General features: G+C 58.8%; 14 protein-coding genes and 1 tRNA gene. 5 read left to right on the top strand and 10 right to left on the bottom strand.

Features of this window, described 5'->3' with window-relative positions:
- Positions 1-129: 129 nt before the first annotated feature.
- Complete coding sequence (locus NKF25_RS09550; protein WP_253226450.1) at positions 130-762, bottom strand: plastocyanin/azurin family copper-binding protein; 633 nt, start codon at positions 760-762, stop codon at positions 130-132.
- A 125-nt stretch (positions 763-887) separates the two neighbouring features.
- Complete coding sequence (locus NKF25_RS09545) at positions 888-1,142, bottom strand: glutaredoxin family protein (RefSeq protein ID WP_253226449.1); 255 nt, start codon at positions 1,140-1,142, stop codon at positions 888-890.
- Positions 1,143-1,237: 95 nt separating this feature from the next.
- Between NKF25_RS09545 and NKF25_RS09540 the strand changes: the two genes are divergently transcribed.
- The gene (locus NKF25_RS09540) at positions 1,238-1,531 is read left to right on the top strand and encodes a hypothetical protein (protein ID WP_253226448.1); all 294 of its coding nucleotides are present in this window, start codon (positions 1,238-1,240) and stop codon (positions 1,529-1,531) included.
- A gap of 4 nt (positions 1,532-1,535) precedes the next feature.
- Here the strand turns inward: NKF25_RS09540 and NKF25_RS09535 are convergent, their stop codons facing one another.
- The 5 genes from NKF25_RS09535 to NKF25_RS09515 form a co-directional block, all read right to left on the bottom strand.
- On the bottom strand, positions 1,536-1,721 hold the full coding sequence (locus NKF25_RS09535) for a hypothetical protein (protein WP_253226447.1): 186 nt from the start codon (positions 1,719-1,721) through the stop codon (positions 1,536-1,538).
- 3 nt (positions 1,722-1,724) lie between these two features.
- Positions 1,725-3,032 carry a cytochrome bc complex cytochrome b subunit gene (locus NKF25_RS09530; RefSeq protein WP_253226446.1) on the bottom strand — a complete coding sequence of 436 codons (1,308 nt, stop codon included), beginning with the start codon at positions 3,030-3,032 and terminating at the stop codon, positions 1,725-1,727.
- Positions 3,033-3,118: 86 nt separating this feature from the next.
- Positions 3,119-3,805, bottom strand: coding sequence for a Rieske (2Fe-2S) protein (locus NKF25_RS09525; protein ID WP_253226445.1), 687 nt, complete (start codon positions 3,803-3,805; stop codon positions 3,119-3,121).
- Between the two features lie 26 nt (positions 3,806-3,831).
- Positions 3,832-4,410 (bottom strand): hypothetical protein, encoded by a 579-nt coding sequence (locus tag NKF25_RS09520; RefSeq protein WP_253226444.1) that lies wholly within the window; start codon positions 4,408-4,410, stop codon positions 3,832-3,834.
- Between the two features lie 215 nt (positions 4,411-4,625).
- Entirely contained in the window at positions 4,626-5,414 is a 789-nt protein-coding gene (locus NKF25_RS09515; RefSeq protein WP_253226443.1) for a hypothetical protein, read from the bottom strand.
- 381 nt (positions 5,415-5,795) lie between these two features.
- On the opposite strand from NKF25_RS09515, the gene NKF25_RS09510 reads away from it, so the two are divergent.
- Complete coding sequence (locus NKF25_RS09510; RefSeq protein WP_253226442.1) at positions 5,796-6,764, top strand: TIGR00269 family protein; 969 nt, start codon at positions 5,796-5,798, stop codon at positions 6,762-6,764.
- 263 nt (positions 6,765-7,027) lie between these two features.
- Positions 7,028-8,209, top strand: a complete 1,182-nt coding sequence (locus NKF25_RS09505) for a PQQ-binding-like beta-propeller repeat protein (RefSeq protein WP_253226441.1) — start codon at positions 7,028-7,030, stop codon at positions 8,207-8,209.
- 36 nt (positions 8,210-8,245) lie between these two features.
- On the opposite strand, the gene ftsZ is transcribed toward NKF25_RS09505, so the two are convergent.
- From ftsZ to NKF25_RS09490, 3 genes are all read right to left on the bottom strand, one after another.
- The gene (gene ftsZ, locus NKF25_RS09500; RefSeq protein WP_253226440.1) at positions 8,246-9,433 is read right to left on the bottom strand and encodes a cell division protein FtsZ; all 1,188 of its coding nucleotides are present in this window, start codon (positions 9,431-9,433) and stop codon (positions 8,246-8,248) included.
- A 3-nt stretch (positions 9,434-9,436) separates the two neighbouring features.
- The gene (locus NKF25_RS09495) at positions 9,437-9,616 is read right to left on the bottom strand and encodes a ribbon-helix-helix domain-containing protein (protein WP_066143663.1); all 180 of its coding nucleotides are present in this window, start codon (positions 9,614-9,616) and stop codon (positions 9,437-9,439) included.
- A gap of 182 nt (positions 9,617-9,798) precedes the next feature.
- Entirely contained in the window at positions 9,799-10,332 is a 534-nt protein-coding gene (locus NKF25_RS09490; protein ID WP_253226439.1) for a zinc ribbon domain-containing protein, read from the bottom strand.
- 128 nt (positions 10,333-10,460) lie between these two features.
- Here NKF25_RS09490 and NKF25_RS09485 point away from each other — a divergent pair.
- Positions 10,461-10,534 (top strand) — tRNA-Tyr (locus NKF25_RS09485).
- Positions 10,535-10,867: 333 nt separating this feature from the next.
- A complete protein-coding gene (locus NKF25_RS09480; protein ID WP_253226438.1) occupies positions 10,868-12,046 on the top strand; it encodes a Xaa-Pro peptidase family protein in 1,179 nt (392 codons plus the stop codon).
- Positions 12,047-12,056: the final 10 nt, after the last annotated feature.

Here is a 12,056-nt window from a genome sequence, read left to right as displayed (position 1 = left end):
AAGATTATTATTCAGCAATTAAATCACCTGTAACTGACCGCTGTGGCCTTCTGAACAACAGTTGCAGGCGTCTATGACTGGTTCTATCAAATAAGGATCATTTACCGCGAACGGAATCCTCGAATCGGATCAGTCGTTCGCTGGTCGGTCGTGCTCGTCGTTGAGGATGGTTTCCGCGTTCGAAGCCTGGTCGTACCGCCCCGTTTTTCGGTCGTAGACCGAAAACAGATACACGCTCGTCAGGGAGAAGATGCTAAACCCACCCCAGAAGAGGGCCGGTGGCCCGCCGTGACCCGTGTTCGGGATGTACGGGTACGAGAGGGATTTCTCCTTCACGATTTCGTCCGACGGCGGTATCACTCCGCTGCCCGGCTTGTCGGGGATTTCCGATTTTTCCGCCGGTCCGCCCGGTTCTCCACAGACGATTCGACCGACCATCCCGAGCGTCTTGTGCGGGATACAGTAGTAGTCGTAGGTCCCCTTCTTCTCGAACGTGTACGAGAAGGACTTACCACTACCGATCGTGCCGCTGTCCCACGACTTCGCCCCTTTCGGGATGAGCGTGTTGTTGGCGCTCGGGTTCCCTTTGCTGTAGGATGTCGTCGAGTGCTTGCCACTGTCGATGACCCATTTCACCGTATCTCCCGGCTCGACGTACAAGCCGATTGGGTCGAAAACGTACTCTCCTGCTTTGTTGGCCATCTTGACGGTGTGTGTTTTTCCACCGCCCTTCTGACCGCTAACGATAGCAGTACTACCCACCGTGGTGGCCGCTACTCCTGTCAGAAATGATCTCCTATGCATCGAATTTCCCTCAATCTAGCTAGTTGGTTCGGTCTTTGTGGTCCGGGGTACTGTACTTTCCGACATCGGTTCAACCATTTGTATTACTCTCCTGTTAGGTGGTCTCTGAACTCGTCCTCGTCGACACGGTATTTGAACCGTGGACGACCGTCGACCAGAACGTACGGAACACGTTCGCCGTAGCGCTCCTGTAGTTCCGGGTCCGTATCCACGTCAACGATGTCGAGGCTGACGTCGTGGTTCACCGAGTCGGAGACGCGGCGAACAGTTTCGATGGCATCCCCGCAGAGATGACATCCCTCGCGCGTGTAGACGGTGACCGTCCGTTCTCGACCCATCTCTCAGTAAAACCCTTGGACTGGGGGCATTTACTCGTTTCCGTTCATCGCACGACCGCAATCGTGTTATCGATTCCATTCGTAGTCGACTGCAAATGTCTGCTGATGACGACTCCGCGGAATCGAATCCGGACTCGTTTCTGGATCGGTTCGTCCATCCACGAATCGCGGCGATAGCTATCGCCGGTATCGCGCTTTGGGGAGTCTCGTTTCTCATCGCGGCATCGGGCGTCGCTATCGAATACACCGGGAAAGCGATCCTCAGCGCACAGTTGTTCTTCGTGTCGAGCCTCACCGGAATCGTCGGTATCCTCATTCTCGGCTGCTGTGTGCTGTGGCTCGTGGGCGTTCGTATTCGACAAGTGTTGTCCGTTTCCGAAAACAGCTGAATAGTTACGCGTCGGTTCCGTCGACGTCGATGAAGACGGTTGCAATGCCGATGATGAGACCCAGTACCGCAACCGGTATCGAGAGCGACCCGAAGAGATGTTCTAACCCCGCCGCGAGGGCGATGATACCGACCAGTTTCGACCCCCAATCGACCACGCGATACTGCCGTGGTGGGAGAGCGACTGCCATCGGTTAATCTCCGGGCTGTATCTGTGCTGCCGTCGTCTTACCCTTTCGCTCCAGTCGGCGACGGAGCATGAAGTAGACGATGAGTCCGTACAGGATCGGCACCACGACGACGAGGACGAGGAGCGGCGTTCCGAGCGCGCCGATCGTGGTATCGAACGTCTCCGCGATCTGCGAGTTCATCCCGGCCAGCGACGTCAGGTTGATGAAGGTGATCGCCGCGACGCCGACCGCTGTCGGTGCCGGACGGTCGAGTGGGTTCACTGCGAAGGTGATGGGTTCATCGCTCCGGTCGATGAACGGCCAGATCACCAGGACGCCGATGACGATAGTCGGGATGATGACCCCGCCGAGGAACCGGCCGAGCGACCCCAAGCCGCTCGGGACGACCTTGAGGATACCGTACACCCACATCAGGAACCACGCCGGAACCACACCGGGCGGGGTGGAGAGCGGGTCCGCCGGACCGGTGATGGCGATCCGCTGGATGGGGAACAATGCCGCCATGAACGAGATGACCGCCGTGGTGAACGAGAAGACGATCACCGTCATCGCGGCCTGATTCGGAACGAGCGGGACGCCGGCGACGATGCTCTTGTCGTCCTTGTCCTCGATCTCGTCGACTTCGTCCCTCGCGCTACGTTGTTCCGTGTGCTTCTGGCGGATCAGCAGTCCCATGTGCACCGCGATGAGCGCGGCGATGGCCGCCGGAAGCAGGAACACGTGGAGGAAGAATATCCGCGGTAACACGACGTCCGCGTTGCTGGGGAAGCCCCCACCGAAGAGCAACTTCACTAACTGTCCACCGATGACCGGTATAGTGTTAGTGATTTCGAACCCGATCGAAGTCGCCGTCTTGCTGAAGTTGTCGTACGGGAGCGAGTAACCGAGGAACCCTTCACCCAACGCCAACAGGAGCAGGACGCTACCGACCATCCAGTTCAGTTCGCGCGGGTTGCGGTAGACGCCGCTGAAGAAGACCCGGAACATGTGGAGCGCGATGGCCGCGATGAACAGGTACGCGGCCCAGTGGTGCATCATCCGGAAGTACATCCCGAGACGGATGTCGTAGCTGATTCGGAGGACGGATGCGAACGCACCGGGGAGGGTTTTTCCGGTATAGGACTGTACCTGTCCCGAGTACTCCATTCCCTTAGTTGCCACGGGCGCGTACAGAAGTCCGAGGAACGTCCCGGTCAGCGAGAGGAGAACGAACGAAAACAACGCGACCTCTCCGAGGAGGAACGACCCGTACTTGTCCTCGGGGAAGGCCTTACCCAACATGCCGTCCTGCAGGTCGAGTCGGTCGTCCAACCAGGTGTAGACGCGACTACCCGCGTATTGATCGTTAGCCGATTTCCGGTCTCGTTTTTTCCATGGATCTAACATTGCTTTCTCCGTTACTGTGGTCCGATTGGGCCGTCGAACGGCCCGGTGGCGACGAGTAGCTTTCCGTCTTTACTGACTCCGAGCGGAAGTTGTGGTAGCGCTCGCGGTGCGGGACCGCCAGTGACTTCCGCACCCTTGAGCGGGTCGTACACGCTGTTGTGGCACGGACATTTGAAACCGTCCCCTTCCCGTTGCGAGACGAGACATCCCTCGTGGGTACAGACCATGGAATACGCGACGTATCCCTTGACCGTTCCGTCGATATTGGTCGGTTTTTTGTACTTCGACTCGGAGAACCGGACCAGTAGGGTCGGTGCGTCACCCGTTTCGAGCGGCTTACCCTTCTCGGCTTCCGGAAGTACGACTTTTTCGTCCCCGGATCCTTCCTTGAGGGTATCGATGCCGATTCGTTTGCCGTTTTCGTCCACGAGGTGGGTTCCCTTTACGTAGACGTTCTCACGCGAAGCACCGACACCGGCATCCGACAGCGCTGCGACGGCGCTCACGGCGATGCTGCCGACTGCGGCAGCACCACCGATACCTGCGAGCCACGTCGCAACGGCTCGTCGGGACATTTCCGGAGGTTGGTATTCGTATCCGCCCTCCTCTCGCTCGACGAGCTTTCCTTTCCGCTCGTCGGGCACCTCGTTTTCTTCGTTCGATCCATCCGTTGGTTTGTTGGAATCGTCGTTGGTCATTGTTCAGATTTCCTGTTTTGTTCCATTCAGTGACTGCGGTCCTCGACCACGACCATATCCGGAATGAACCACGTCGTGTAGATAGCAGTCATCGCGCCGATCGAGAGAAACATCATACCAGCGTAGATGCCGAGGAACTGTGTCCGCGCATAGCCGAACGTTTCCAGTCCGAAGAGAGCGGCAAACACGACCGTGGACCACGCCGTGAGTGCTATCCCGATGATGCCGGGAGTGCTATACTCCGCGGGCCAGAAGTCCGCTATCCATCGGCCATCGCTGGTCAAGTACGATGGGAGGTTGAGATTTATTCCCCCATCCGTCGCTATCGAACCGCTCGACCGACCGATAACTCGGATGAATTGATTCGTGTAATATAACATCCCGACGAGGACGAACAGTGCGGCCCAAGAGACCACACCGGCAGCGAACTCGCCGACCTCTACTGGTGTCGGCAGGAACGTTTCGTTTGGTGCAATACTTCCCTTGTTGCTGCTAAGGACGACCGGGGATTTCTCCTCGCCAGCTGCGAGCGAGAAATACCAAACCGGTGCAAGCACCAGGGCTATTAGCAGCAGGATGATTATTGTTTCGCGTTCAATTTTCATGGTTTACTATCAGCAAACGGCTATCGAGTGACACGTACCGGAACGGTGCCATTCGAGCCCCTTCTCAGTGCCGGTTCTGTGACGTTATCTAAGCGTATTGGTCGCATTTACTTGCCTGTTTTGCCATGGAGCTGGAATCGTATCGAAAAATACTTGTCCCAGATGTCTTTGGACCACAAAAATACGTTCGCAGTTCGAACTGTATCCTTCGCAGATCAGTTCGGTGTGTGGATCGTCGTCTCGCTCGACGAACTCGCCGTCGCATTGACGTCACACTGCGCGTTCGAGTTGACGATCCCGCTCCAATTGACGCCCACGCTCTGTCCCGCGAAGTTCTCGAAGGCCTGGTTGTAGAACGTCGTGTATCCCGGAAGCTGGTCACAGCGCCCCCAGTTGTAGGCTGCGACTTCCAGTGTTGTGAACGCGTGCGTGAAGTCGAGCGTGAGGTAGTCCGAGTAAACGCTGGACGAGGTGCCTTTGTCCATGTTCTGCATCTCGATGTACCACTGACCGCCGCTCGAACTGTCGACGTTCATGTAACCGTACAGTGTATCTCCGGGGTCGGCCGCCTTGACCGGTCCGTGGTGGTACGCGCCGCTGCTGTCCGGACCCCACCACGCCGAGTACGTCCACTGGTCGGTGTAGGAACCCCAGTCCCACTGAAGGACCGGTTGCACGATGGTCGTGTAATCGGCGTCCTCGAACGCCGGGAAGAGGAAGTCGACGTCGCCCGAGGTGGGCGGCGATGTGGGAACGACGAGGTATCCCTGGTATCGCTTGAACCCGTTTCCATCGTTGGAGTCGTACGTTCCGAGCGTGTACGCGAGCCACTCGTGAACGTCGGGAACTTCGGGATTTTGCTGTGACGTCACTTCCGGCTTCGATTGCATCGTTGCAACGTCGGCCGGAGACACCATTCGATTCGTGTCCTCGTGCGCGACTACCTTCTCCGTCCGCACTCTCTTCCCGTGCGGGACGTACACATAGTCCGTCGGTGACGACATGGCGCCGGCCACTCCACTTCCGAACGACAGAGCGCCCGTCGCTCCGACCGCCTTCAGGTACGAACGTCGATTGAAACTCGATCGTCGGTCAGTACGGTTGGTATCCGTCATCGGTATTTTGACCCAGATACAGCTATACAGAATATAAATTTATATTTATTCGCTAGAAATAAATTGGTACCTCACTACTTAATTCCGCATTGATACCACTGAAAACGGCGTGGTGGATGATCACTGGGGGAACTTGCCTTTGGGCGGCGAGTAGCGTCCACCTCTCCGATTTCGTCGTAGATCGACGACGAACAAGCCGATTTACTATCGCAGTATTCGATTTATACCGGAGCGAAACCGTGAAACGGCCCGCGACGAAAGCGACACGTAATGGACTGCGATAAGTGCGACCGAGAGGCGGTGATGCACGCCGCGTATTCGGGGCTTCACCTCTGTGACGACCACTTCTGTCGGTCGGTCGAGAAACGACTCCGCCGACGCATCCGTGACGACGACCTCTTGCCCGCTTCGGCGACACCGGACGACCCCCAAGTGTGGCTCATCGGATTGTCGGGTGGCAAGGACAGCGTCGTCCTCACGAAGATTCTCCACGACACGTTCACCGAGGACCCGCGGATCGAACTCCTGGCGCTGACGATTCACGAGGGGATCGAGGGATATCGGGACAAGAGCTTGGATGCCTGTCTCGAACTCACCGACGACCTCGACATCCGCCACGAGGTCGTCTCCTACGAGGAGGAGTTCGACCTCCGGATGGACGACGTGGTTCAAAAGGACCCGGAAAGCATGGCCGCCTGTGCGTACTGTGGCGTCTTCCGCCGCGACCTGCTCTCGAAGTACGCCGAGGAGTACGGTGCGGACAAACTCCTCACCGGGCACAACCTCGACGACGAAGCCGAAACCGCACTGATGAACTTCCTCGAAGGGGACGTCGCACAGGTCGCAAAGCATTTCGACGCGAGTCTGGCGGGGTTCGACGAGCGAAGCGAACAGGACGAGTTCGTCCCCCGAGCGAAACCGCTGCGTGACGTGCCGGAAAAGGAAGTCGCCCTGTACGCACACCTCGAAAACCTCCCGGCACACATCACCGAATGTCCCCACTCCAGCGAGGCGTACCGCGGCGAGATTCAGAAATTGATGCTCTCACTTGAGGAGAATCACCCGGGGACGCGCCATTCCATCATGGCTGGCTACGAGGAACTCGCCAAACTCGCGGCGGACGAGTTCGGTGCGGGTGAAGGAAAGCGCGAACTCAACGAGTGTGAACGCTGTGGTGCGGCCACGACGCGGGACGTCTGTCGGAAATGTGCACTCGTGGATGCGATTCACGCGGCGTAATTCGACCTCATCTCGACCTCCCTTCCCAAACGGGGTGGTTGACACGGGGCGAGTCCGGTTCTCAGTTCCATGTTTTCACTCCGTCTCCCGTGTGTCGTACACGCTTCGGTGACCGTCGGTGAACGATGTTACGGGATCTCATACCAACCTATTGTCATTGGATGCGGTGGAAGTTGACGATCGAGAGGCGACCGACGATATTCAGTTTCGATCCGTCGTGACGCCAGAGAAAACTTATTATGTCATCGATCAACACGGAGGATATGCCCTCCCGACGGACGTTTCTTGCCCTCGGTGTAACCACGATGTTTACCGGATGTATGACGAAAGCCGACGACCCGCCGAAAGCGGGTGTGGACGAACAACCAGACCCCACGAGACACATTTACGGAGCGAACGGCGAGTGGTCGAGTTTCGGCTGTAATGCCAGTAATACCCGAAGCATCAGCGACGGAAAGGCCCCCGTCGATGGTGTCTCCGAGCGGTGGCGTGTCGAAGTGCCGCAGTCGATGTACGACGAACCGATCGTTTCGAACGGTCGGCTCTTCCTTTCGATTCCGGACCGACTCGACGTGTACGACGTTCGAGACGGCAGCGAACTGTGGACGAAGAAAATCGAACCGTATTCGACGCCACTCGTCCGGGACGGAACGGTGTATGTGGGAGACAGTGACCGTCTTCTCGCACTCGACGCGAAAACCGGGGAGGCGAAATGGAAACGGACGTTCGACGCCCGCGGAGTGGTTCTGTCACCGGCGACCGCTGGCGGTGAACATCTCTACGTCCCGGTCGGTGAAACCGTCTACCGAGTAGATGCGAAGACGGGTGATATCGCGTGGTCCCGTCGCCTGTTCGGTACCATTCTCGGGTCGCCACTGTGCAGTATGACGGGCTTGACGGTCACGACCGAGGCCGGGAAACTGTACTCGCTCGACAGAGACGGAACCGGGTACGCGGAGTGGAAACTGCCTTCGAAACCACAGGCACCGCCAACGGCCGATACGGACGGCATCTACGTCAACTGTCTCGATAGTAAGACGTACGGAATCCGAACCGAGCGCACGCCACGGTTGAACGTCGATTGGCATGTCGAGACCGGGTGGGCGAACGGCGGACTCGCAGTCGGGAAACATCTCTACGCGTCGGGAACTGGCGGATTACGTGCCATCGACCTCGAATCCGGCGACCAACTCTGGAAACGCGATACGGGTAACTGGCGCTACACTGCGCCCGTTCTCGGTCGTGATACGCTCTTCGTCGGCGGCGACAAACTGTTCGCTTTCGACCCGACGCCATCGACGGGGCCTCTCTCGGGCGGCCCCGCACTCAGGTTCGAGAAATCGTTCCATGGTCGTGTGGGTCCCGGTCCCGTGCTCGATGACGGCGTGTTGTACGTCGTCGCGCAGACGGGGGAAGAATCGTACCACTTGCTGGCGTTGCACTGAGAACAGAAGAAAACGAGAATAAATGAGGCGAAGCAGTTATCGGATAACGTCGAGGCCGTTGTTCTTCTCCAATTCGCTCCGGCCGCCGTCGCTCTGAGCGCCGAACGTTTTGCGCCCTTCGGACTGTTCGTTACCGCTGTCGTACGACTGTGCGTCGACGTCGCGCATCTTCTGTCGGGAGCGGTCGGCCTGTTTCTGTGTCGTCGGGCCGAGCACCTGTGCGCTCTGGACGCCGGTCATGATGGCCATGACACGAACCTTGTTCTTGTAGTTCTCCTGAATGCGAGCGCCCCAGATGACGTTGGCGTCCGCTTCGAGCCGTTCGGTGATGTTGGCCGCGATGCCCTCCGCCTCTTTGAGCGTCAGGTCGGGACCGCCCGTGATGTGGACGAGACCGCCGGACGCGCCGCGGTAGTCCACGTCGAGGAGCGGGTGGTTCATCGCGTCGCGCACCACTTCGTCGCTCTTGTTCTTGTCCTGTGTCTCACCGACGAGCATCACGGCGACGCCACCCTGATTCATGATGGTGGACATGTCCGCGTAGTCGAGGTTGATGAGCGACGGCTGTGTGATCGTCTCCGAAATCCCCTTGACGGTTTCGGCGATGATCTGGTCCATGACCGAGAACGCCTTGCCGATCGGGAGGTTCGGGACGTAATCGAGCAGTCGGTTGTTGTCGAGGACGATGATGGAGTCCGCTTCGTTGCGGAGCTTCTCCAGCCCTTCCTCGGCTTTCACCGTGCGGGCACGCTCGACGTTGAACGGCGTGGAGACCATCCCCACGACGATTGCGCCCTGTTCTTTGGCGATCTTTGCGACGACTGGCGCGGCGCCAGTACCGGTGCCGCCACCCATACCTGCGGTCACGAAGACGAGGTCGGCGTCACCGAGCACTTCCTTGACCGTTCCCTGTGCCATCTCGGTCGCACGCTCGCCCATCGAAGGGTCGCCACCCGCGCCGAGACCGGACGTGAGGGATTTGCCGACGAGGATTTTCGTGTCGGCTTCGATCATCTTCAAGTGCTGTTTGTCGGTGTTGATGGCAACCGTGTCAGCGCCATCGACGCCGATGTTATACAGTCGGTTGATGGTGTTGTTGCCCGCACCACCACAGCCGACGATGACGATTCGTGGGTCGCCGAACTCGTCGCCCGTGTCCACTGCTTCCATCTCACGCTGCTCGCTTTCGGCGTTTTCCAGCGCTTCTTGAACGATATCCTGCATCGATTATACCTTGGCCCACGTGCGCTTGTTCGTGGTCTCGGTCCCGGCGTTCTCATGCTCGTTGAGCATATCCCGCACTGCTGCCCGAATCGCTTCACTGCGGTTCGGGAATTCGCCGGTTTCGACCATCTGTTCGACTTCTTCGATTTGTTGCTTTGGGATTCGTAGTGTCACGCGCTCCATAGTTGGTTCCCCTTGTTTGGTAAGACGACACGCGGTGGTTTTGTTTCGTCCGTCTTACGCCGTTTTAGCGGTCGAGACACCCGGCTTCGACCGTATTCAGATGGCGTAAGACAATCGTCTTACGTAGAAGTATCCACATAGCCACGGCATATATAATTAACGGCGTTTGTAAAACAATCGTTTTACGACGAGTCTAAAACGTCCGCGGATGGCGTTCGTCGGCCACAACCGGGGCAGAACGCCCAATCGGAGCGCAGCTCGTCACCGCAGTCACAGAACACGCGATGTGTGGCTTTCTCGCCACAGTTCGGGCAGTATACGTGGTTCGTGTCCAGCGATTCGCCACATTGCTGGCACGTGTTTTCGGCGTGGGCCGCGTCGGTGGGCGTCGAACGGACGTGTTCTTCCGTCTTGACCGTCGACGATTCTTCTTCCTGGTGCGCGCTTGCCGTTCCCGCGCCCGCGCCTTCGAGCGTGACGTTGACGTTGATGTCCCGTCCGTCGCCACGAGGTGTTCTGTCCGTGGCGAGTCGCTGGTCGACGAGTTCGTCCACGCGGTCGGCGACTACTGCATCGAGCGTCGGCTCCTCGCCCTCGCTTCCGGAACCGTCGAGATACTCGCGGAGCGCCTCGCGCATCACTTCGCTCTTCGAAGCGTCGAGCGATTCGATCTGCTTGACGAGGTCGTCGTCCGCGCGAAATGTAATTTTACTCATCTCGATCACTCGTATAGATCCGTTTCCGGATACACTGTGTCTATCATACTTGAACCTTCCGTCCGTCGGACGCGCCAAGCCGAATAATAATTCTTAAGTCCGCAACGCGGATAGGTGAAAGTGCGTGCCCGCCCTTAGCTCAGATTGGTAGAGCAGTCGACTGTAGATCGACTTGTCCCCCGTTCAAATCGGGGAGGGCGGACTTTTCCTGCGAACAACGTAAACAGTGGAACGTCCAACCGATCGATTTGGGCCAACGAGTCGCATGCCCGCGAGCGTAGCGAGCAGGAACGTCTCGTGCTGTTCAAATCGGGGAGGGCGGATTTGTTTTACAAAATCGGTGAGGGTGGACTTCTCTCAAAATTCGACCGGGCAGAGCGGCGTCGTTCGACATACTCACGCCTACTGGATAGTGAAAAATTCTCACTCGAAATCGAGTTAAGTAGCCACTAACCGACTGGAAACGGCTCCTTTCGGATTTTCCTCGGTTTCCGGCACGTCAACGCTTTTAGGCCGTTCCTGTGAACGACATCGCATGTCGACACGGCTTCCCGATTCCGAGTTCGAAGCGCGTCTCTCGGACGTGCGCGAACGAATACGCGACCGTGGTGCAGATGCTGGCGTCTGGTTCGGCGCGACGAGCATCGAATACCTCACCGGCTTCGACCACATCCAGACCGAGCGCCCGGTCGTCCTCGCGGTCACCGACGACCGCGTGGAGATCACGGTGCCGCGCCTCGAAGTCGAGCGTGTCCAGCCCAATCCCCATATCGACGCGGTCCACCACTACTTCGACTATCCCGGTGGGAAACCGATCGAGGTGGCCGCCGAGATGTTGTCGGAACTCGGAGCCGAATCCGTCGTGGCGGACGCCGACGGCGCGCCGGGTGTGATGGGTTACAGCGGTCCCGCACTCTCACAACACGTCGAAGTCGAGTCACAGGCGTGGGTGGACCGCATGCGCTGGGCGAAGTCGGACGCCGAAATCGACCTGATCCGGGAATCGGCGAAGTGGGGTAATCTCGCCCACCAGTACCTCGCGGACTACACCGAACCGGGCGCTCATCCCGCGACCGTCAGCCAGCGCGCGTCCACGGACGCCTCCCGCGCCATGCTCGACACACTCGGGGACACGTACGTCGCACGCACACGCGGGAGCGGCCCGGCCCACGCGGGCTACATCACCGGTCCACAGACCGCCCTGCCCCACGGCCACACCGCCAACCGCCGAATCGAGGAGGGGGACGTGCTCATCACGGGTGCCGCGGCCAACGTCGATGGCTACCACTCCGAACTGGAGCGCACGATGTTCGTCGGCGAACCGAACGACGAGCAGGTCCACTACTTCGAGTTGATGCTCGAAGCCCAGACCATCGCCATCGACGCCCTCGGCCCCGGCGTCCCGCTGGCGTCCGTGGACGAGCAGGTGTCCGACTACTTCGAGGAGCAGGGCGTCTCCGACCTCGCGCGCCACCACGTCGGCCACAACATCGGCATGGGCGGTCACGAACCGCCGTATATCGACCACGGGTGGACCGACCACGTCGAGGCGGACGACGCCGAGATGGAACCCGGTCACGTTTACACCATCGAACCCGGCCTGTACACCGACACGTACGGCTATCGGCATTCGGACACGGTTGCCATTACCGAGAACGGGACGGAGATGCTGACCTACTTCCCGCGTGATCTGGAATCCAACATCATCCGCTAGCACGATGAGG

Origin of the sequence: Haladaptatus sp. AB643, from assembly GCF_024136975.1 — an archaeon.
In the GTDB taxonomy this organism is placed as follows: Archaea; Halobacteriota; Halobacteria; order Halobacteriales; family Haladaptataceae; genus Haladaptatus.
Note: the sequence above shows the minus strand (reverse complement) of the source record. Positions and strands in the feature narration are given on the sequence as shown.

What these genes read in the sequence shown, in the direction of transcription:
- NKF25_RS09510 (WP_253226442.1), top strand. Translation starts at nt 5,796, where the DNA reads ATGGACTGCGATAAGTGCGACCGAGAGGCGGTGATGCACGCCGCGTAT.
- NKF25_RS09520 (WP_253226444.1), bottom strand. Translation starts at nt 4,410, where the DNA reads ATGAAAATTGAACGCGAAACAATAATCATCCTGCTGCTAATAGCCCTG.
- NKF25_RS09525 (WP_253226445.1), bottom strand. Translation starts at nt 3,805, where the DNA reads ATGACCAACGACGATTCCAACAAACCAACGGATGGATCGAACGAAGAA.
- NKF25_RS09540 (WP_253226448.1), top strand. Translation starts at nt 1,238, where the DNA reads ATGTCTGCTGATGACGACTCCGCGGAATCGAATCCGGACTCGTTTCTG.
- NKF25_RS09535 (WP_253226447.1), bottom strand. Translation starts at nt 1,721, where the DNA reads ATGGCAGTCGCTCTCCCACCACGGCAGTATCGCGTGGTCGATTGGGGG.
- NKF25_RS09505 (WP_253226441.1), top strand. Translation starts at nt 7,028, where the DNA reads ATGCCCTCCCGACGGACGTTTCTTGCCCTCGGTGTAACCACGATGTTT.
- NKF25_RS09480 (WP_253226438.1), top strand. Translation starts at nt 10,868, where the DNA reads ATGTCGACACGGCTTCCCGATTCCGAGTTCGAAGCGCGTCTCTCGGAC.
- ftsZ (WP_253226440.1), bottom strand. Translation starts at nt 9,433, where the DNA reads ATGCAGGATATCGTTCAAGAAGCGCTGGAAAACGCCGAAAGCGAGCAG.
- NKF25_RS09495 (WP_066143663.1), bottom strand. Translation starts at nt 9,616, where the DNA reads ATGGAGCGCGTGACACTACGAATCCCAAAGCAACAAATCGAAGAAGTC.
- NKF25_RS09490 (WP_253226439.1), bottom strand. Translation starts at nt 10,332, where the DNA reads ATGAGTAAAATTACATTTCGCGCGGACGACGACCTCGTCAAGCAGATC.
- NKF25_RS09515 (WP_253226443.1), bottom strand. Translation starts at nt 5,414, where the DNA reads ATGTCGTCACCGACGGACTATGTGTACGTCCCGCACGGGAAGAGAGTG.
- NKF25_RS09545 (WP_253226449.1), bottom strand. Translation starts at nt 1,142, where the DNA reads ATGGGTCGAGAACGGACGGTCACCGTCTACACGCGCGAGGGATGTCAT.